A 20,016-nucleotide genomic window follows, 5' to 3' on the forward strand; every position below is an offset into this window, starting at 1 on the left:
TCGAGCGCTCAGTGCCAGCCGTACCGCGCCGAGAGCACCCGGGCGACGGCGTCGTACCGAGCACGCTCCAGAGCTGCTCCTTCGCGACGCATCCCTGCGGGGTGCACGCGGAACACGCGCTCCGGGTCGACCCAGCTGGGGCGCCCGTCCGGGTCCCAGCCGCCGGTCCCGACGGCCAGGTAGTCGGAGTGCTCCTTCGAGCTCAGCCGCACGGCGAGCACCGTCCCCGACTTCTCGACCGCGAGCACGAGCACCGGGCGGTCCTTGCCGCGGCCGTCGTCCTCCTCGTACGGCACCCAGGTCCAGACGACCTCGCCCGGGTCCGGGTCGCCGTCGGGCGTGGGCGCGTAGCCCAGGCGGACCCCGCGGAGCCGCGACGGGTCGACCTCGACGGTGCGGCCCACTCCGCTCGCGCCCGGGGTCGGCGCCGTCGTACTCAGGTACGGGCGCTGCGGGCGGGGCCCGGCGTCCGGCCGCGGGGCGACCGCGCGGCCGAGGAGTCGGAGGAGCAGGGACACGACCGAGCGCGAGGAGGGCACCCCGGAACCCTAGCCCGGATTCTCAGCCGCCCGCCCGCGGGGGCGCGCCCGGCGGTCGCCCGGCCCGGACGCGCCGACGGGGTGCCGGCTCCGGAGAGCCGGCACCCCGTCGGGTGCTGTGGATTAGGGGGTCAGTCCGCCAGGACGTAGCCCGCCTCTCCGTGGATGGCCGTGTCGATGCCGGCGATCTCGTCCTCGTTCTTCACGCGGAAGCCCATCGTCTTCTGGATGATCCAGCCGATGAGGAGCGTCATGACGAAGGAGTAGGCGAGGACGGTGAAGGCCGCGAGGGCCTGCTTGCCGAGCTGGCTCGCGTCGCCGGTGAGGAACAGGCCCACGCCGGTGCCGAAGAAGCCGATGTAGAGCGTTCCGATGAGGCCGCCGACCAGGTGCACGCCGACCACGTCGAGCGAGTCGTCGTAGCCGAGGCGGTACTTGAGGTCGATCGCCAGGGCGCAGACGGCTCCGGTGATGACGCCCAGGACGATCGCCCAGAACGGCGACAGGCTGGCGCACGCCGGGGTGATCGCGACGAGGCCCGCGACCGCGCCCGAGGCGGCGCCGATCGAGGTGGGCTTGCCGTCCTTGATCTTCTCGACGACGAGCCAGCCGAGGATCGCGGCGGCCGGAGCGGCGATGGTGTTGAGGAAGGCGACGGCCGCGATGCCGTCGGCGGCGAGCTCGGAGCCGGCGTTGAAGCCGAACCAGCCGAACCACAGCAGTCCGGCGCCCAGGAGCACGAACGGCGGGTTGTGCGGCTGGTGCGCGCCCTTGGTGAAGTTGACGCGCTTGCCGAGCACCAGGGCGAGGGCGAGGGCCGCCGCTCCGGCGTTGATGTGGACGGCGGTGCCGCCCGCGAAGTCGATCGCGCCGACGCCGTAGGCGATCCAGCCGCCGTCGACGACGGTGGCGTCGTCGCCGAGGGTGAAGTTGAAGACCCACGAGGCGACCGGGAAGTAGACGACGGTGGCCCAGACGCCGGCGAAGACCATCCAGGCGCCGAACTTCGCGCGGTCCGCGATGGCGCCGGAGATGAGCGCGACGGTGATGATCGCGAACGTCGCCTGGAACGCGGCGAAGGCCAGCGTCGGGTAGGCCGACGTCTGCTCGCCGAGCGCGTCGTTGTAGATGCCCTGCAGGCCGATCTGGGCGGTGTCGATGCCGAGGACGCCGTCGATGCCGACGAAGGTGTCGGTCCCCGCGGGGCCGGACGGGCCGTTGCCGAACGCGATCGCGTAGCCGTACAGGACCCAGAGGACCCCGATGAGGCCCATGGCTCCGAAGCTGAGCATCATCATGCTGATGACGCTCTTCGCACGCACCAGGCCGCCGTAGAAGAAGGCGAGCCCGGGGGTCATGAGCAGGACCAGCGCGGCTGCGATGAGCAGGAACGCGGTATTGCCTTGATCCATTGTTGAACCTCTCGTGAGTGTGCAGAGAAAAGCCCGGAGCGAGGACGCTGCGTCGGAGCACGGCCTGGAGACACGCGGGTGTCGGGTCACCTCGGGTAGCCGACAGTCTGGTGGCGCGAGGTTTCGTCCCGTGAGGCACCGCGTTTCGCGGAGGTTACGGCCGAGGCCCCTGTGTAAAAAGCGCGTTACGGCGCGCTGGCGGACGGCACGACGACGAGCCCGGGAACGCCGGGAGGAGAGCGGATCCGCCCCTAGGAGCGGGGCGCCATCGAGGTGAGCGCGATGAGCCGCGACATCGAGCGCAGGTACTTCTTGCGGTAGCCGCCGCTCAGCATGTCGCCGCCGAAGACCTCGTCGAGGGGCGTCCCGGAGGCGAGGACCGGGATCTGCGCGTCGTAGACCCGGTCGATGAAGGCCACGAGGCGCAGGGCGTCGGTCTGGTCGGTCAGAGCGGTGACGCCCCGGAGCACGATGGTGTCGACGCCGTCGATCACCTTGATGTAGCGGGAGGGGTGCACGGTGCCCAGGTGGTGCACGGCGTCCGCGAACGGGTCGTCGGTGACGACGGAGCCGGCGGGGGCGGCCGCGACGAGAGCGTCGATCTCCTCGTCGGTGCGCACCACGGCGTGGCCCTCGATGTCGCGGCGCCGGTAGTCGGTGCCGTCGATCCGCATCGTCTCGAAGTGGGCGGCCATCGACTGGATCTCGCGGAGGAAGTCCGCCGCGGCGAAGCGCCCCTCGCCCAGCGCGTTGGGCGGGGTGTTCGAGGTCGCGGCGATGCGGGTCCCGGAGGCGACCAGCTCGCCGAGGAGCCGCGTCATCAGCATCGTGTCGCCCGGGTCGTCCAGCTCGAACTCGTCGATGCACAGCAGCGCCGAGCCCTTGAGGAGCGAGACGGTCGCCGCGTAGCCGAGCGCGCCGACGAGTGCGGTGTACTCGATGAACGTCCCGAAGTAGGTGCGGCCCGGCACCGCGTGCCAGATCGCCGCGAGCAGGTGGGTCTTGCCGACGCCGAAGCCGCCGTCGAGGTACACGCCCGGCTTGACCGCGGGGGCCTTCTTCCGGCCGAAGCCCAGGAAGCCGCCTCCGCCGCCCTTGGATCCGCCGCCGGCGGCGAACGCGCGGAGAGCCTCCACCGCGTCGGCCTGCGAGGGGTACTCCGGGTCGGGACGGTAGCTCTCGAAGGTGGCGCCCTCGAACTGGCGCGGGGGCACCAGCGTCGACGCGATCTCGTGCCCGCTGATCTGCGGCGAGCGGGCGGTCAGGCTGCTCGTCGATCGGACGTCGTCGGGGCTCACTCGCGTCTCGCATCCTGCGCACGGCGGGGGTCCGTGCGCTCAGTGGCGGCGGCCGCACCGGGCACGGAGCCGCCGCGGTTCTGTGTCGAACTCTTACGGCGCCCTCCGTGCGGCGTCGTCCGCGGACGCGTACTGTCGCTGAAGGGCGGGCTCCAGCGTAGCCCGCCGTGGAATCACGCCCGCGCTCCGCGCACCATCCTGGAGGTCCTCCTTGTCCGTCGAAACCGATCCGTCGCCGAAGTTCGCCTCCTACGCGCACCCCGAACGGCTCGTCAGCGCCGACTGGCTCGAGCAGCGCCTCGGCACTCCCGGTCTCGTCGTCGTCGAGTCCGACGAGGACGTCCTGCTCTACGAGACCGGCCACATCCCCGGCTCCGTCAAGATCGACTGGCACACCGACCTCAACGACCCGGTGCAGCGCGACTACATCGACGGCGCCGCGTTCGCCGCGCTCGTCGGCGGCAAGGGCATCGCCCGCGACACCACCGTCGTCGTCTACGGCGACAAGAACAACTGGTGGGCTGCCTACGCGCTCTGGGTCTTCACCCTCTTCGGTCACGAGGACGTCCGTCTGCTCGACGGCGGCCGCGACAAGTGGCTCGCGGAGGGCCGCCCGACGACCACCGACGCCTCCTCCCCGGAGCCCGCCGAGTACCCCCTCGTCGAGCGCAGCGACGCCGAGATCCGCGCCTTCAAGGACGACGTCCTCGCGCACTTCGGCAACCCGCTGATCGACGTCCGCTCCCCGGAGGAGTTCACCGGGCAGCGCACCACGGCGCCGGCCTACCCGGAGGAGGGCGCCCTGCGCGCCGGTCACATCCCGAGCGCGCAGAACGTGCCGTGGGGCAGGGCCGCCGCCGAGGACGGCACCTTCCGCCCCCTCGACGAGCTGAACGGCATCTACCGCGAGGGCGCGGGGCTGAAGGACGGCGACTCCGTCATCGCCTACTGCCGGATCGGCGAGCGCTCCGCCCACACCTGGTTCGTGCTGACCCACCTCCTCGGCTTCGAGGGCGTCCGCAACTACGACGGCTCCTGGACCGAGTGGGGCAGCGCCGTCCGCGTCCCGATCGTGCAGGGCGCCGAGCCCGGCGAGGCCCCCGCGGCCCGCTGACGCGTCACGACGGAGGCCGGGAGCGCCGATCCGCCCGTCGACGGGCCGGATCAGGGCTCCCGGCCTCCGCTGCGACCGCCCGCCGCCCCTCCCCCGATGAGACACTGGACCGGATGACCGACACCACGCTCCCCGACGCTCTGCGCGACATCCGCGAGGAGTTCCTCGCCCTCGAGAAGCCGGAGCGCCTGCAGCTCCTGCTCGAGTTCTCGAACGAGCTCCCCGACCTGCCCGAGCGCTACCGCGACCACCCGGACCTCTTCGAGCGCGTGGAGGAGTGCCAGGCGCCCGTCTTCATCGTCGTCGATGTGGAGGGCGGGATCGTCCACCTGCACGCCACTGCTCCCCGCGAGGCGCCCACGACGCGCGGCTTCGCGTCGATCCTGGCGCAGGGCTTGGCCGGGCTCACCCCCGAGCAGGTGCTCGCCGTTCCCGACGACTTCCCGCAGACCATCGGCCTCTCGGAGGCGGTCTCGCCGCTGCGCCTGCGCGGCATGACCGCGCTGCTCGGCCGCACCAAGCGGCAGGTCCGCGCGCACCTGGCCGCATGATCCTCCGGCCGCTCGTCCCCGCCGGTCCGCCGATCGTGATCGGCGAGGAGGGCGCGCGAGCGGCGGTCGCGGACGCCTGGCGTCCCGACGGGGCGGTGCGCGTGCGCCTGAACATGATCGCGAGCGTCACCGGCTCCAGCACCGGCTCCGACGGCACCAGCGAGACGCTGACCAACCGCGTCGACCGCACGATCCTCGGAGTCGTCCGCGAGCAGGCCGACGTCGTCCTCGTCGGAGCCGCGAGCGTCCGCGCCGAGGGCTACCGCGTCCCCCGGCGGGTCCCGCTCGCCGTCGTCTCCGCCTCGGGCGATCTCGCCGGGCACCGCCTGGAGCTGCAGGAGGGCTCCCGGGTCCTGCTGCTGGTGCCGGAGTCGCGCGGCGCGGTGGAGGGGCTCCCCGCCGGCGTCGAGGTCGTCCCGGTCCCGTCCTCCTCGGAGCGGATCGGCGTCGACGAGCTCCTGGAGGCTCTCGCCGGGCTCGGCCTGCACCGCGTCGTCTGCGAGGGCGGCGCCTCGCTCTCGGGCCAGTTCCTCGCCTCGGGCCGGGTCGACGAGCTGTGCCTCACCACCTCGCCGCGCGTCGTCCTGCCGGGCCTCCCGGTCGCGACGGGCACGGCCGTCGTCGACGACGCCTACGCCCTGACGCTCCTGGCCGCGGACGATTCCGGGGCCGTCTACGCCCGCTGGAGCCGCACGCGCTGAGAGCCGCCCACCCGGCGTGCCTCCGCGTCCCGGGCGCGTCGGAACCCTAGTCTGCGATCGTGCCCGAATTCCCAGCGTCGTCCCAGCTCCCTGAGGAGTTCCGGGTCGCGACGGAGTCGATCCGCGCCGCTACCACGCGCGCCGAGCTCACCGTGTCCGAGATCGCCTCGCCGTCGGGTCTCGCGCCCTGGGCCCTCGCCCTGTCGGGCGACGTCGCGCCGCACGCGCACGGACGCGACTCCGAGCTGGGCACGGGGCGCTTCATCCTGCTCTACGACCCCGAGGAGCCCGAGCAGTGGGGCGGCCCCTTCCGTGTCGTCTGCTTCGCCCAGGCCCCGCTCGAGGTCGAGATCGGCACCGATCCGTTCCTCGCCGAGGTCGCCTGGTCCTGGCTCATCGACGCCCTCGGGGCGCGGGGCGCCTCCTATTCCGCCGCGTCCGGCACGGCGACCAAGGTGCTCTCCACCGGCTTCGGCGAGCTGGCCGCTCAGGGGGACGGTGCGCAGATCGAGATCCGCGCCTCCTGGAGCCCGGATGATGCGCAGCTCGCCGCTCACGTGGAAGGGTGGGGGGAGCTGTTGTGCATGCTCGCGGGTCTCCCGCCCGTATCGAGCGACGGTGTGACCCCGCTCGCCTTCCGACGGAACAACCGTGACTGATTACCGTGTCCTCTCCACGCCCGACGAGTTCCTCGCCGCGGTCGACGCCCTCGCCGCCGGCGAGGGCCCCGTCGCCGTCGACGCCGAGCGCGCCTCCGGCTTCACCTACTCGCAGCGCGCGTACCTGATCCAGGTCTACCGGCGCGGTGCCGGCGCGTTCCTCTTCGATCCCCCCGCCATCGGCCGGATGGACGCCCTGCAGGCGGTCATCGGCCAGGAGGAGTGGGTCCTCCACGCCGCCAGCCAGGATCTCGCCTGCCTGCGCGAGGTGGGCCTGGATCCGGTGCGGATCTTCGACACCGAGCTCGCCGCCCGGCTCCTCGGACTGCCCAAGGTGGGCCTCGGCGCCGTCGTCGAGGACCTCCTCGGCATCCACCTGGCCAAGGAGCACTCGGCCGCCGACTGGTCGACCCGTCCCCTCCCCCAGAGCTGGCTCGTCTACGCCGCGAAGGACGTGGAGCTCCTCGTGGACCTCCGCGACCGCATGGAGGAGATGCTCATCGCCGCGCGGAAGACGCGCATCGCCCGCGAGGAGTTCGAGGCGACGCTCGCGCGCGCCCCGAAGGCGGTCCCGCCGGATCCGTGGCGCCGCCTCTCCGGCATGCACTCGCTCCGCGGCCCGCGCCCCCTCGCCGTGGCGCGCGAGCTCTGGCTGGCCCGGGACGCGTTCGCCCGCGAGCGCGACATCGCTCCCGGCCGCCTGATCCCCGACTCCTCGATCATCGCGGTCGCCCGCAACATCCCGACCAGCATCGGCCAGCTCTCGGGCCGCCGCGATTTCACCGGCCGCGCCAGCCGCGGCGAGGTCGAGCGCTGGTGGGCCGCGATCGAGCGCGGGACGACGACCGAGGACCTGCCGAGCCCGACCCGCCCGGCCGCCGACACGCTCCCACCTCCGCGCGCGTGGGGCGATCGCAACCCGGCCGCCGACGCGCGCCTGAAGGCGGGACGCGCCGTGGTCACCGAGATCGCGGAGCTGCTCTCGCTCCCGGTCGAGAACCTGCTCACGCCGGAGCTGCTGCGCCGGGTGGCCTGGAACCCGCCCGAGCCGCTGACCGCGGAGTCGGTCGCCGCGGAGCTCACCCGCGCCGGCGCCCGCGCCTGGCAGGTCGAGGCCACATCGGGCTCGATCGCCACCGCGTTTGTCGAAGCGGCCCAAGCGCCGGCCGAGGGCACCGAAACCCCTTCGTAGGAAGCGGCAAAGGATTCCGGCTGCGCGGTGCCGGTTCCTACGATCGACGGCGACCGTGAGTTCCTGGGAGGCATTGTGGCCGAGAGATCCGAAGTCGTGTTCGTCGACGGAGTCCGTACTCCGTTCGGGCGTGCCGGCGAGAAGGGCATGTACTGGCAGACCCGAGCCGACGACCTCGTCGTCAAGGCGATGATCGGTCTGCTGGAGCGTAACGGCGCGCTGCCGAAGGAGCGGGTGGACGAGGTGGCGATCGCCGCCACCACCCAGCAGGGCGACCAGGGCCTGACCCTCGGCCGCACGGCAGCGCTGCTCGCCGGGCTGCCGAAGTCGGTGCCCGGCTTCGCCATCGACCGCATGTGCGCCGGAGCGATGACCTCGGTCACCGCGACCGCGGGCGGCATCGCGTTCGGCGCCTACGACGTGGTCCTCGCCGGCGGCGTGGAGCACATGGGCCGGCACCCGATGGGCTTCGGCGCCGACCCCAACCCGCGCTTCCTCTCCGAGCGCCTCGTCGGCGAGGACGCGCTCAACATGGGCCGCACGGCGGAGCGGATCCACGACCGCTTCCCGCACCTGACGAAGGAGCGCGCCGACCACTACGCCCTGCGGAGCCAGCAGAAGCTCGCCGCCGCGTACGCCGCCGGCAGCGTCCAGCCGGACCTCGTCCCCGTCGCCACGCGCAGCGCCGCGGGCTGGGGCCTCGCGACCGCCGATGAGGCACCGCGCCCCGAGACGACCCTCGAGGGCCTCGCGGGCCTGCGGACCCCGTTCCGCCCCCATGGCCGGGTGACCGCGGGCAACTCCTCCGGGCTCAACGACGGAGCGACGGTGTCGCTCCTGGCCAGCGCCGACGCCGCGCAGGAGCTGGGCCTGTCCGCGAAGATGCGGATGGTGAGCTTCGCGTACGCCGGCGTCGAGCCCGAGATCATGGGCATCGGCCCGGTTCCCTCGACCGAGAAGGCGCTCCGCAAGGCGGGCCTGGGCATCGAGGACATCGGGCTCTTCGAGCTCAACGAGGCGTTCGCCGTGCAGGTGCTCTCCTTCCTCGACCACTTCGGCCTCGACGACGACGACCCGCGCGTCAACGAGTACGGCGGAGCGATCGCGATCGGCCATCCGCTCGCCTCCTCCGGGGTCCGGCTGATGATCCAGCTGGCCCGGCAGTTCGAGTCGCACCCCGAGGTCCGCTACGGCGTGACGGCCCTCTGCGTCGGCCTCGGCCAGGGCGGCACGGTGATCTGGGAGAACCCGCACTACGACGGCAAGCGCGGACGACGGAAGGGACGCTGACCCATGCTCGACGGATTCGAGAACCTCGAGGACCTCGCCGAGGGCGAGGTCGTCACCCACTCCTACGTCCGCGACGTGCCGCTGCCCAGCGGCCGAACGCTCGCTCTGATCACGCTCGACAACGACCGCGACCACACCCGCCCCAACACCTTCGGGCCGGCGTCGCTCTTCGAGCTGGCGGACGTCCTCCTGGCGCAGAAGGAGCGCGCCTCGCGCGGCGAGATCCAGGCGGTCGGCATCACCGGCAAGCCGTTCATCCTCGCCGCGGGAGCCGACCTCAGCAAGGTCGGGGCCATCCCGAGCCGTGAGCTCGGCCGCCAGCTGGCGCGCCTGGGCCACCGCACGCTGGGGATGCTGGCCGAGCTGGGCGTGCCGTCCTTCGCCTTCATCAACGGCCTCGCCCTGGGCGGCGGCACCGAGATCGGCCTGAACGCCGACTACCGCACGGTCGACTCCTCCATCCCCGCGCTCGGGCTCCCCGAGGTCTTCCTCGGCATCATCCCCGGCTGGGGCGGCGCGTGGCTCCTGCCGAACCTGATCGGCATCGAGAACGCCCTCAAGGTCGTGGTCGAGAACCCGCTCAAGAACAACCGCACGCTCAAGGGCCAGGAGGTGTTCGACCTCGGCATCGCCGACGCGATCTTCCCGCCCGCCGCCTTCCTCGAGGACTCGCTCCGCTGGGCCGACGGCGTGATCGGCGGCTCCGTGAAGGTGGAGCGGCCGAACGCACCCGGCAAGCTGGAGCGGCTGGTCAAGTGGGACGTCGCGATCTCGATCGCTCGCAAGCAGCTGGAGTCGCGGATCGGCACGGTCGCGGCGTCTCCGTACCGCGCGCTGGAGCTTCTCAAGGCCGCGAAGAACACCACCCGCGAGGAGGGCTTCGCCGCCGAGGACGAGGCGCTGGCCGACCTGATCTCGGGTGACCAGTTCCGCGCGAGCATCTACGCGTTCGATCTGGTGCAGAAGCGCGCCAAGCGTCCCGCGGGAGCGCCCGACAGGGCGCTGGCCAAGCCCGTCACCAAGGTCGGGGTCGTCGGCGCGGGCCTCATGGCCTCGCAGTTCGCGCTGCTCTTCCTCCGCCGCCTCCAGGTGCCGGTGGTCATCACCGACCTCGACCAGGAGCGGGTCGACAAGGGCGTCGCGGGCATCCGCGCCGAGATAGACGCGCTGCTGGCGAAGGGACGCGTCTCCCCCGACGACGCGAACCGCCTCCGCGCGCTGATCACCGGCACGACCGACCGCTCCGACTTCGCCGACGCCGACTGGGTGATCGAGGCGGTCTTCGAGGAGCTGTCGGTGAAGCAGGACGTGTTCGCCGACATCGAGCGCTACGTCTCGCCCACGGCGGTGCTCGCGACCAACACCTCGTCCCTCTCCGTCGAGCGCATCGGCGAGCGGCTGGAGCACCCCGAGCGCCTCGTCGGCTTCCATTTCTTCAACCCGGTCGCGGTCATGCCGCTGATCGAGGTGGTCCGGACGCCGCACACCGACGACGAGACCCTCTCGACGGCGATGGTCACCGCCGCGAAGCTCAAGAAGAACGCCGTCATCACGCGCGACACCCCGGGCTTCGTGGTGAACCGCGTGCTGGCGAAGGTCCTGGGCGAGGCGATGCACGCGGTCGACACGGGCACTCCCTTCGAGGTCGTCGAGCAGTCGCTGGCTCCGTTCGGCCTGCCGATGACCCCGTTCGAGCTGCTCGAGCTGGTGGGCCTCAAGGTCGGCGCGCACGTGCTCGACACCCATCACGCCGCGTTCCCCGACCGCTTCTTCGACAGCCCCAACCTGCACCGCCTCGCTGAGCTCGGCCACGTCTTCGAGCGCGACGCGAAGGGGCGGGTGAAGGGCGTCGACAAGCGCGCTGTCGCGATCGTCGCCGGGGGCACGGAGCCGATGACGGCCGAGCAGCTGCGGCTGCGCGTCGAGACGGGTCTCGCGGACGAGGTCAAGCGGATGCTGGACGACGACGTCGTGCACGCCGCGGAGGACATCGACCTCTGCCTGATCCTCGGCGCGGGCTACCCGTTCCAGATGGGTGGGCTCACGCCCTACCTCGACCGGGTCGGCGCGAGCGAGCGGGCGTTCGGGGACACGTTCCACCACCCCGCGATCCGCGGCGTCGACTGACGCGGAGTGCAGTGACGCGGAAGGGGCGCCGGATCGGATCCGGCGCCCCTTCCGCGCGTCGCCTGCGGGACGGGTCCCGACGGACGATCAGTCGCTGCGGGCGTCGTCCCGGGCCTCGACCTCGTCCGGGAGCGGACGGGCGACCGGGATCTTGCTGCCCAGCACCTGCGCGACGACGTCGCGGGCGATGTGCTGGGGAGTGAGCCCGACGTCCTCGAGGATCTCCTCGCGCTTCGCGTGGTCCAGGAACTGGTCGGGCAGCCCGAGCTCGGTCACCGCGGTGTCCACGCCGGCCTCGCGCAGGTCCTGGCGGATGCGCGTGCCGATCCCGCCGACGCGCACCCCGTCCTCGATCGAGACGACGATGCGGTGCTCGCGGGCGAGCTCGATGATGCTGGTGGGCACGGGCACGACCCAGCGGGGGTCGACGACGGTGGCTCCGATGCCCTGGGCCGCGAGCCGCTCAGCGACCTCGAGACCCATCGCGGCCATCGGCCCGACCGTGACCAGCAGCACGTCCTTGCGCTCGGCGCGGGCGAGCACGTCGACCCCGTCGCCGAGGCGCTCGACGGCGTCGATCTCGTCGCCGACGCTCCCCTTCGAGAAGCGCACCACGGTCGGCGCGTCGGTGACGCCCACGGCCTCGCGCAGCTCCTCGCGCAGGCGCACGGAGTCGCGCGGAGCGGCGAGGCGGATGTTCGGGACGACCTGCAGGATCGCCAGATCCCACATGCCGTGGTGGCTCGGACCGTCGGGCCCGGTGACTCCGGCGCGGTCCAGTACGAAGGTGACGCCCGCGCGGTGCAGTGCGACGTCCATCAGCACCTGGTCGAAGGCGCGGTTCACGAAGGTGGCGTACAGCGCGACGACCGGATGCAGCCCGCCGAAGGCGAGACCGGCGGCCGAGGTCACGGCGTGCTGCTCCGCGATGCCGACGTCGAAGACGCGCTCCGGGTACTTCTCCGCGAGGCGGTCGAGACCGACGGGCCGGAGCATGGCGGCCGTGATGCCGACGATCGTCGGGTCCTCGTCGGCCAGCGTGACGATCTCCTCGGCGAACACCGAGGTCCACGAGCGGGCCCCGGCCGCGCTCAGCGGCTCGCCCGTCTCGGGGTCGATCTGCCCGACGGCGTGGAACTGGTCGGCGAGGTCGTGCACGGCCGGACCGAAGCCCTTGCCCTTCTGGGTGATCGCGTGCACGATGACCGGCTGGCCGTAGTCCTTCGCCTGCTGGAGAGCCTCCTCCATCGCCGTCAGGTCGTGTCCGTCGATCGGCCCCAGGTACTTGATGTCGAGGTTGGAGTAGAGCGCCTCGTTGTTGATGAAGCGGCTGAGGAAGCCGTGGAGCCCGCCGCGAACGCCGCGGTAGACGGCGGCGGCGGGGCCGCCCAGCCGCTCCGAGACGGCCCGGGAGCCGCGGTGCATCGTGCGGTAGGTCGGCCGCGTGCGGACGCCGTTGAGGAAGCGGGCCATGCCGCCGATGGTCGGGGCGTAGGAGCGCCCGTTGTCGTTGACCACGATGACCAGCCCGCGGGAGTTGTCGTCGCTGATGTTGTTCAGCGCCTCCCAGGTCATGCCGCCGGTGAGGGCGCCGTCGCCCACGACCGCGACGACGTGGCGGTCGGTCTGACCGGTCATCGTGAAGGCGCGGGAGATCCCGTCCGCCCAGGACAGCGAGCTGGAGGCGTGCGAGCTCTCGACGATGTCGTGCGGCGACTCCCTCCGCTGCGGGTAGCCGGCGAGGCCGCCGCGCTGCCGGAGCTTCGAGAAGTCCTGGCGACCGGTGAGCAGCTTGTGGACGTAGGACTGGTGTCCGGTGTCGAACACGATCGCGTCGTGCGGCGAGTCGAAGACCCGGTGGATCGCGATGGTCGTCTCGACGACGCCGAGGTTCGGCCCCAGGTGGCCGCCGGTCTTCGAGACCTCGCGCACGAGGAAGTCGCGGATCTCCTGCGCCAGCGTCTCGAGCTCGGCCGCGGTCAGGCGATCGAGATCGCGAGGACCGCCGATGGTCTCGAGAACAGCCATGCGCGCCGCCTTCCGGGGTCGTGAGCGAGGTGGGGACGTCTCCCGAGTCTACGCACGGGGCCCCCGGGAACGCGTGTGCGCCTCCCCCGCAGGGAAGGCGCACACGCTCTGCGGCTGATCTAGACGAGCGAGCGCAGCACGTACTGCAGGATGCCGCCGTTGCGGTAGTAGTCCGCCTCACCGGGGGTGTCGATGCGGACGACCGCGTCGAACTCGACGGTCCGCTTGCCCTCGGCCGAGTGCTCGGTCGGCTCGGCGACGACGTGGACCGTCTTGGGGGTGACGCCCTCGTTCAGCTCCTCGATGCCCGAGATGCTGATCGACTCGGTGCCGTCCAGGCCCAGCGACTCCCAGCTCTCGCCCGCGGGGAACTGCAGCGGGACGACGCCCATGCCGATGAGGTTCGAGCGGTGGATCCGCTCGAAGCTCTCGACGATGACCGCCTTGACGCCCAGCAGGCTCGTGCCCTTGGCCGCCCAGTCGCGCGACGAGCCGGAGCCGTACTCCTTGCCGCCCAGGATGACGAGCGGAGTTCCCTCGGCCTGGTAGTTCTGCGACGCGTCGTAGATGAACGACTGCGGGGCGTCCGGCTGAGTGAAGTCGCGGGTGTAGCCGCCCTCCACGCCGTCGAGCAGCTGGTTGCGCAGGCGGATGTTCGCGAACGTGCCGCGGATCATCACCTCGTGGTTGCCGCGGCGCGAGCCGTAGGAGTTGTAGTCCTTGCGGTCGATGCCGTGCTCGTCGAGGTAGCGGCCGGCGGGGCTGTCGGCCTTGATCGAGCCGGCCGGGCTGATGTGGTCGGTCGTGACGGAGTCGCCGAGCTTGGCGAGCACGCGGGCACCGGCGATGTCGGTGACCGGGGTCGTCTCCATCGTCATGCCGTCGAAGTACGGGGGCTTCCGCACGTAGGTCGACGACTCGTCCCACTCGAAGATCGAGCCCTCGGGGGTCTGCAGCGCGCGCCAGCGCTCGTCACCGTCGAACACGCCCGCGTACTGCGTGTCGAACATCGACTTGTCGATCGACGAGTCGATCGTCGCCTGCACCTCGGCCGCGTCGGGCCAGATGTCCTTGAGGAACACGTCGTTGCCGTCGGAGTCGGTGCCGAGCGCGTCGACCTCGAAGTCGAAGTTCATCGAGCCGGCGAGCGCGTAGGCTATGACGAGCGGGGGGCTCGCCAGGTAGTTCATCTTCACGTCCGGGTTGATGCGGCCCTCGAAGTTGCGGTTGCCCGAGAGCACGGCGGTCACGGCGAGGTCGTTGTCCTGCACTGCGGCCGAGATCTCCTCGAGCAGCGGGCCGGAGTTGCCGATGCAGGTCGTGCAGCCGTAGCCGACCGTGTAGAAGCCGAGAGCCTCGAGCGACTCGGTCAGGCCGGCCTTCTCGTAGTAGTCGGTGACGACCTTCGACCCGGGTGCCAGCGTGGTCTTCACCCACGGCTTGGCCTTCAGGCCCTTCTGCGCTGCGTTGCGGGCCAGCAGGCCGGCCGCGAGCATGACGGAGGGGTTCGACGTGTTGGTGCAGGAGGTGATCGCCGCGATCGCGACGGCGCCGTGATCGATCGTGAAGGTCCCGCCCTCGCCGAGCTCGACCGTGGTCGGCTTGGAGGCGGTCGACGGCGCGTGCGAGCGGTGGGTGTGCTCGTGGCTGCTGTGCTCGTCCTGCGGCTGCAGCTCTCCGGGGTCGGAGGCGGGGAACGACTCCGCGATGGTCAGGTCGACGATGTCGTGCGAGACATCCGCGTAGTTGGTGAGGTCCGATTCGAACTGCGTCTTGGCGGACGAGAGCTCGATCCGGTCCTGCGGGCGCTTCGGGCCGGCGATCGAGGGGACGACCGTGCCGAGGTCGAGCTCGAGGTACTCGCTGAAGACCGGCTCGACCGCGGGGTCGTGCCAGAGCTTCTGCAGCTTGGAGTACTGCTCGACGAGGGCGATCTGCTCGTCGCTGCGGCCGGTGAGGCGCAGGTAGTCGAGGGTCACGTCGTCGATGGGGAACATCGCGGCGGTGGAGCCGAACTCGGGGCTCATGTTGCCGATGGTGGCGCGGTTGGCGAGCGGCACCGCGGCGACGCCGGCCCCGTAGAACTCGACGAACTTGCCGACCACGCCGTGCTTGCGCAGCATCTGCGTGATGGTGAGCACGACGTCCGTCGCGGTCACGCCGGTCGGGATCGAGCCGGTGAGCTTGAAGCCGACGACCTTCGGGATGAGCATCGAGACGGGCTGGCCGAGCATCGCGGCCTCGGCCTCGATGCCGCCGACGCCCCAGCCGAGCACGCCGAGGCCGTTGACCATCGTCGTGTGCGAGTCGGTGCCGACGCAGGTGTCGGGGTAGGCGCGCAGCGCGCCGCCCACCTCGCGGGTCATGGTGACGCGGGCCAGGTACTCGATGTTGACCTGGTGCACGATGCCGGTTCCGGGCGGGACGACCTTGAAGTCGTCGAAGGCGGTCTGGCCCCAGCGGAGGAACTGGTACCGCTCGCCGTTGCGCTCGTACTCGAGCTCGACGTTGCGCTCGAGCGCGTCCTCGGTGCCGAAGAGGTCGGCGATGACGGAGTGGTCGATGACCATCTCGGCGGGCGCGAGCGGGTTGATCCGGTTCGCGTCGCCGCCCAGGGCAGCGACGGCCTCGCGCATCGTGGCGAGGTCGACGATGCAGGGCACGCCGGTGAAGTCCTGCATGACCACGCGGGCCGGCGTGAACTGGATCTCGGTGTCGGGCTCCGACTCCGGGACCCACTCGCCGAGGGCGCGGATGTGGTCGGCGGTGATGTTCGCGCCGTCCTCCGTGCGCAGGAGGTTCTCGAGCAGCACCTTGAGGCTGAACGGGAGCTTCTCGTGACCGGGGACCCGGTCGATGCGGAACACCTCGTAGTCGGTCGAGCCGACCTTCAGGGTGTCTTTCGATCCAAAGCTGTCTACCGCGGACACGTCGCCCTCTCCTTCGCTGACTGCAGCGTCCGCCGACGGGCGGAGCCGCTCTCCGTCCTCATCTTGACGACCGCGCACAGCGGCCTGCCACCAAGGAGGACCTAACTCCTCGACGCCGAGGCGCCCGGTCGACCTCGCCGCGACGGCGCGGGGAGGCGAGCGCTATTTATCTCGACGTCGAGACAATTCTATGCACGATCCGGAGCATCGCCCGCATCGGCGCGCTCGCCGGCTCCGCGGTACTCGGCCCGGACGGCGAGCACGGTGAGCACCAGCAGCGGCGCGTACAGGGGCAGGCCGAGCGCCAGCTTCCAGATGCCCAGCGCCGTGGTGTCCTCGGCGAGGAACAGCGGGTACTGCACGGCCAGGCGCAGGAGGAAGAGCCCCGCCCACGCGAGGGTCAGGGCGCCGAAGAGGCGGCGCTTGCGCCGATCGGATCGCCAGGCGGTGCCGTCCCCCATCAGGAAGCCGGCGGCGACGCCGATCAGGGGCCAGCGCACGAGGACGGAGAGGAGGAAGACGAGCCCGTAGACGAGGTTGGTGAGCAGCCCCAGGGCGAAGTTGTCGACGCCCCGCCCGGTGAACAGCGCCAGTGCGGCCGAGACCACCACGGCGAGCAGTCCGCCGACGGCCTGGATCACCGGCGTCCGGCCGAGCACCCGCGCCACCGTGAACGCCACGGCGAGCCCGACGGATGCGACCAGCGAGAGCACGAGCTCCGAGGTGACCGTGTAGAGCAGGACGAAGGCTATGCCGGGCACGACGGCCTCGAGGATCCCCCGGACGCCGCCCATGGTGCGCAGCAGCGCCTTCCCGTCGAACGGCTCGCCGTCGGCGACCGCGCCGAGTCCCGAGCGGCGGGCGGCCTGCGCGATCGCGTCGCCCACCTCGGGCCGGACCGGCTCCTCCGATCGGGCCGGGTCCTCGGGCCGCACCGGCTCCATGCCGGTCAGCTCGCGCTCTGCTGGGTCTGGCTGCCGGTCGGCACCTTCAGCGGGATCAGGTCGCGCGGAGGCATCGGGCCGCTGCCGCGGACCACGACGATGCTGCGGAAGAGCTCCTCGACCGAGGCGGCCGCCTGCTCGTCGACGGCTCCGGCTCCGGCGATCACGCCGCGGAGGAACCAGCGCGGACCGTCGACGCCGACGAACCGGGCGACGCGGGTTTGGCCGCCGGCGATCGGGAGCTCGGCGACGAGCTCCGGACCGAAGACGCCGTCGCGCTCCGTCGTCGATCCGCCCTGACGGCCGATCTGCTCGGCGATCTGGCCGCGGATCTCGTGCCAGAGGCCCGAGGAGCGCGGCGCGGAGAAGGGCTGCACCTGCAGCGTCGACCCTGCGTAGTCGAGGCCGACGGCGATGACGCGCTTGGTCCCCTCCTCGACCTCGAGGCGGATGTGCATGCCCTCGCGGGGAAGCACCTTCACCCCGCCGAGGTCGATGTAGGGGCGGACCGGGTTGGCCTCGCGCTCGTCCAGGGGCCCGGCCTCCGCGCGGTCCTCCGGCGCCGACTTCTCGAAGTCCTGCTGGACGGGCTCGGCGGCCTCGCCGGCCGTGGGCTGGATGTCGCTCATGCGCTCTCCTCGTGGATTCTGGTCTCCTGGGCGCCGGCGGCGTACCCGGTGGATCCGAAGCCGCCCGTGCCGCGGACCGACTCGGGAAGCTCGTCGACGGCCGTGAACCTCGCCTGGACGACGGGGACGATCACGAGCTGCGCGATCCGGTCCCCCGCCGAGACGCGGTACGTCTCGCGGCTGTCGGTGTTCAGCAGCGCCACCCGGATCTCACCGCGGTAGCCCGCGTCGATCGTTCCGGGGGCGTTGACGACGGTGATGCCGTGCCTGAAGGCCAGCCCGCTGCGGGGGACGACGAAGCCGGCGTGGCCCTCCGGGAGGGCGACGGCCACCCCCGTGCCGACGGAGGCGCGCTCACCGGGGGCGAGCACCACGTCCTCCGTCGAGTGGAGATCGGCTCCCGCGTCGCCCGGACGGGCGTAGGAGGGGAGCCGGTCCGCGGTGATCGGGACGTCGACGGTTGCAGGCACGTGACGAGGGTAGACCAAACGTCTGATCCAATAGGGTCATGCCGTCCTACCGAGAGAGGCTGTGGCCCGCGCCCTGGCTCTTCGTCGCCACCGCCCTCGTGATCCCCGCCAGCATCCTGGTGTTCGCGCCCATCGACCTCGCGGTGGGGGTGATCGTCGCGGTCGTGCTGTACGCGGGCTGCGTGCTGTCGCTGCTGGCCCTCTCCCCCGTGATCGAGGTGGCGGAGGGTGAGCTGCGCGCCGGCCGCGCGCATATCCCGCTGGACCTCGTGGGCGAGCCGTCCTCCTACTCGGGGGACCAGGCGTTCGCCGAGCGCGGGACGCGCCTGGACGCGCGGGCGTACCTGGTCATCCGCGGCTGGGTGAAGGAGGTGGTGCGGGTCCCGATCGAGGATCCGGCCGACCCGACGCCGTACTGGCTGGTCTCCACCCGCCGCCCGGACGACATCGTCGCCGCGATCCGGGGATCACGGCGACGGAGCGGTCGTCCTTCGGAGCCGGGAGGCGCTTAAGCGGCGCACTCCAGGCAGATCGGTCCGAGCTTCTCCTCGTGGTCGATCTGCGAGCGGTGCTTCACGAGGAAGCAGCTCACGCACGTGAACTCGTCCGCCTGGGGCGGAAGGACCACGACGTCCAGATCGAGGTCGGACAGATCGGCACCGGGCAGTTCGAATCCGCCCGGGTTGTCGGCGTCATCGACGTCGACGACTCCGGACATCTTGTCGGGGACTCGCTCCTTCAGGGCCTCGATCGACTCGGAGTCGTCATCGGTCTTGCGGGGGGCGTCGTAGTCCGTAGCCATTCCCATCCACTTCTTATTTCTGCTGTTCAACAAATCGGCGGGGTCAGTGTGCATCACGACGCATCGATTCGCAAACCACCTCGAACGGCTCTTGACACCCGCTCGCCCCGCCTCCTTCCGCACCAACTTTCGACCCGCCCGGGGTATTCCCGGCCGATCGCCCGGGCGCGTGGCATCCTTGCCCGGTCCGCGTCCAGAAGGAGGGTCCCCACGATGATGGAACTGAAGGTGATCGGCGTCGAGGGCGGATCGCTCGTCCTCGTGTCCGAGGGCGGCGAGCGCTTCTCGGTCCGCATCGACGAGACGCTGCAGAGCCAGCTGCGGCCGCGGGTCCACACCCTCCCGCCGCGCGAGAAGCGCGTCTCCCCCCGCGAGATCCAGGCCCACATCCGCTCCGGGCTCTCCGCCGAGGAGGTCGCCGAGCTCACGGGCGCCGACCTGGGCTACGTCCAGCGCTTCGAGGGACCCGTCACGGCCGAGCGCGAGCACATCGTCGCGTCCGCTCTCGCCGTGCGCGTCTACACGACCACCGACCCCGATCCCCTCGAGGAGGGCACGCCCTTCGGCGACGTCATCCGCGACCGCCTCGCGTCGCTCGGCGCCGAGGGCGAGCAGTGGTCGAGCTGGAAGGAGGAGGAGGGCTGGGTCGTCAAGCTCCTCTTCCGCTCGGACGAGATCGACCACGACGCCCGCTGGCGCTTCGACCCGCGGAAGGCGCTGCTGTCGCCGCTGACCTCCGAGGCGATCACGCTCTCGCAGCAGGGTGAGATCCGGCCGACCCTCATCCCGCGCCTGCGCGCCGTCATCCCCGCCGCCGTCGACGAGCTCGCCACGCGCTTCGACACGGAGTCCGCGGAGGCGCCGAGCCGCTCCGCCCGGGCCGACCACCCCACCGCCGGCCGCCCCGCCGCGATGCCGCACGCCCGGCCGGCCGCCGTCCGCCCCTCCGACACGGAGCCGCAGCCGGCCCTCTCCGAGACCCCGCGCCCGATCTCGACGCTCCCCCGCCCCGTCACGAGCACGACGGAGCAGCGCGAGCGCAACCTCAACGACACCGCCGACCTGCTCGACGCCCTGCGGCGCCGCCGGGGCGAGCGCGATCACGCCTCGAGCCTCCGCGTCCGCGAGGAGCCGGAGCCCGAGGCCGAGGCCGCTCCTCCGGTCGAGAAGGCACCGGAGCCGCCGCGCACCGCTCCCCCGGTCCCCGAGCAGCCGTCGGGCGTGCGCGGGAGCCTCCGCCGGGGGCGGGCGTCGATGCCGAGCTGGGACGAGATCGTCTTCGGAGCGCGCAGCGACGACTGACCCACCGCCGGCGCGGCTCCGCCGGGGT

The 20,016-nt window shown here is 71.8% G+C and carries 18 protein-coding genes; 9 read left to right on the top strand and 9 right to left on the bottom strand.

Annotation, left to right across the window (positions count from 1 at the left end; all coding sequences use genetic code 11):
• Positions 1 to 8: 8 nt before the first annotated feature.
• The 3 genes from C5D09_RS04185 to zapE all read right to left on the bottom strand — a co-directional run bounded on the left by C5D09_RS04185 (position 9) and on the right by zapE (position 3,249).
• Entirely contained in the window at positions 9 to 539 is a 531-nt protein-coding gene (locus tag C5D09_RS04185) for a type II toxin-antitoxin system PemK/MazF family toxin (RefSeq protein WP_167299028.1), read from the bottom strand.
• 131 nt (positions 540 to 670) lie between these two features.
• Complete coding sequence (locus C5D09_RS04190) at positions 671 to 1,951, bottom strand: ammonium transporter (RefSeq protein ID WP_104222080.1); 1,281 nt, start codon at positions 1,949 to 1,951, stop codon at positions 671 to 673.
• 251 nt (positions 1,952 to 2,202) lie between these two features.
• The gene (gene zapE, locus C5D09_RS04195) at positions 2,203 to 3,249 is read right to left on the bottom strand and encodes a cell division protein ZapE (RefSeq protein ID WP_104222082.1); all 1,047 of its coding nucleotides are present in this window, start codon (positions 3,247 to 3,249) and stop codon (positions 2,203 to 2,205) included.
• 211 nt (positions 3,250 to 3,460) lie between these two features.
• Between zapE and C5D09_RS04200 the strand changes: the two genes are divergently transcribed.
• From C5D09_RS04200 to C5D09_RS04230, 7 genes are all read left to right on the top strand, one after another.
• Positions 3,461 to 4,363 carry a sulfurtransferase gene (locus C5D09_RS04200; protein WP_104222084.1) on the top strand — a complete coding sequence of 301 codons (903 nt, stop codon included), beginning with the start codon at positions 3,461 to 3,463 and terminating at the stop codon, positions 4,361 to 4,363.
• Positions 4,364 to 4,476: 113 nt separating this feature from the next.
• Positions 4,477 to 4,914 (top strand): SufE family protein, encoded by a 438-nt coding sequence (locus C5D09_RS04205; protein WP_104222086.1) that lies wholly within the window; start codon positions 4,477 to 4,479, stop codon positions 4,912 to 4,914.
• A complete protein-coding gene (locus tag C5D09_RS04210) occupies positions 4,911 to 5,615 on the top strand; it encodes a dihydrofolate reductase family protein (RefSeq protein ID WP_104261736.1) in 705 nt (234 codons plus the stop codon). Before C5D09_RS04205 ends, C5D09_RS04210 begins: the two co-directional genes overlap by 4 nt.
• Positions 5,616 to 5,674: 59 nt before the next feature.
• Positions 5,675 to 6,274, top strand: coding sequence for a DUF3000 domain-containing protein (locus tag C5D09_RS04215; RefSeq protein WP_104268671.1), 600 nt, complete (start codon positions 5,675 to 5,677; stop codon positions 6,272 to 6,274).
• Positions 6,267 to 7,466 (top strand): ribonuclease D, encoded by a 1,200-nt coding sequence (locus C5D09_RS04220; protein WP_104222092.1) that lies wholly within the window; start codon positions 6,267 to 6,269, stop codon positions 7,464 to 7,466. The genes C5D09_RS04215 and C5D09_RS04220 overlap by 8 nt, the downstream gene beginning before the upstream one ends.
• Positions 7,467 to 7,541: 75 nt before the next feature.
• Positions 7,542 to 8,756: a thiolase family protein gene (locus tag C5D09_RS04225; protein WP_104268672.1), complete on the top strand. Its 1,215-nt coding sequence runs from the start codon at positions 7,542 to 7,544 to the stop codon at positions 8,754 to 8,756.
• A gap of 3 nt (positions 8,757 to 8,759) precedes the next feature.
• On the top strand, positions 8,760 to 10,883 hold the full coding sequence (locus C5D09_RS04230) for a 3-hydroxyacyl-CoA dehydrogenase NAD-binding domain-containing protein (RefSeq protein WP_104268673.1): 2,124 nt from the start codon (positions 8,760 to 8,762) through the stop codon (positions 10,881 to 10,883).
• 87 nt (positions 10,884 to 10,970) lie between these two features.
• On the opposite strand, the gene dxs is transcribed toward C5D09_RS04230, so the two are convergent.
• From dxs to dut, 5 genes are all read right to left on the bottom strand, one after another.
• The gene (dxs, locus tag C5D09_RS04235; protein ID WP_104268674.1) at positions 10,971 to 12,911 is read right to left on the bottom strand and encodes a 1-deoxy-D-xylulose-5-phosphate synthase; all 1,941 of its coding nucleotides are present in this window, start codon (positions 12,909 to 12,911) and stop codon (positions 10,971 to 10,973) included.
• A 119-nt stretch (positions 12,912 to 13,030) separates the two neighbouring features.
• A complete protein-coding gene (acnA, locus tag C5D09_RS04240; protein ID WP_104232571.1) occupies positions 13,031 to 15,841 on the bottom strand; it encodes an aconitate hydratase AcnA in 2,811 nt (936 codons plus the stop codon).
• Between the two features lie 188 nt (positions 15,842 to 16,029).
• Positions 16,030 to 16,785: a DUF3159 domain-containing protein gene (locus tag C5D09_RS04245; RefSeq protein WP_104222101.1), complete on the bottom strand. Its 756-nt coding sequence runs from the start codon at positions 16,783 to 16,785 to the stop codon at positions 16,030 to 16,032.
• A 5-nt stretch (positions 16,786 to 16,790) separates the two neighbouring features.
• Positions 16,791 to 17,414, bottom strand: coding sequence for a DUF3710 domain-containing protein (locus tag C5D09_RS04250; RefSeq protein ID WP_104248032.1), 624 nt, complete (start codon positions 17,412 to 17,414; stop codon positions 16,791 to 16,793).
• The gene (dut, locus tag C5D09_RS04255; RefSeq protein ID WP_104222105.1) at positions 17,411 to 17,884 is read right to left on the bottom strand and encodes a dUTP diphosphatase; all 474 of its coding nucleotides are present in this window, start codon (positions 17,882 to 17,884) and stop codon (positions 17,411 to 17,413) included. Before dut ends, C5D09_RS04250 begins: the two co-directional genes overlap by 4 nt.
• A gap of 38 nt (positions 17,885 to 17,922) precedes the next feature.
• On the opposite strand from dut, the gene C5D09_RS04260 reads away from it, so the two are divergent.
• Positions 17,923 to 18,396, top strand: a complete 474-nt coding sequence (locus C5D09_RS04260; RefSeq protein ID WP_104232568.1) for a DUF3093 domain-containing protein — start codon at positions 17,923 to 17,925, stop codon at positions 18,394 to 18,396.
• Here the strand turns inward: C5D09_RS04260 and C5D09_RS04265 are convergent.
• The gene (locus C5D09_RS04265) at positions 18,393 to 18,686 is read right to left on the bottom strand and encodes a DUF4193 domain-containing protein (protein ID WP_055792269.1); all 294 of its coding nucleotides are present in this window, start codon (positions 18,684 to 18,686) and stop codon (positions 18,393 to 18,395) included. The two genes, C5D09_RS04260 and C5D09_RS04265, sit on opposite strands and share 4 nt — an antisense overlap.
• 213 nt (positions 18,687 to 18,899) lie before the next feature.
• On the opposite strand from C5D09_RS04265, the gene sepH reads away from it, so the two are divergent.
• The gene (sepH, locus tag C5D09_RS04270) at positions 18,900 to 19,988 is read left to right on the top strand and encodes a septation protein SepH (protein WP_104232567.1); all 1,089 of its coding nucleotides are present in this window, start codon (positions 18,900 to 18,902) and stop codon (positions 19,986 to 19,988) included.
• Positions 19,989 to 20,016: the final 28 nt, after the last annotated feature.

It is taken from the genome of Rathayibacter sp. AY1C9 (assembly GCF_002932315.1).
GTDB lineage: Bacteria > Actinomycetota > Actinomycetes > Actinomycetales > Microbacteriaceae > Rathayibacter.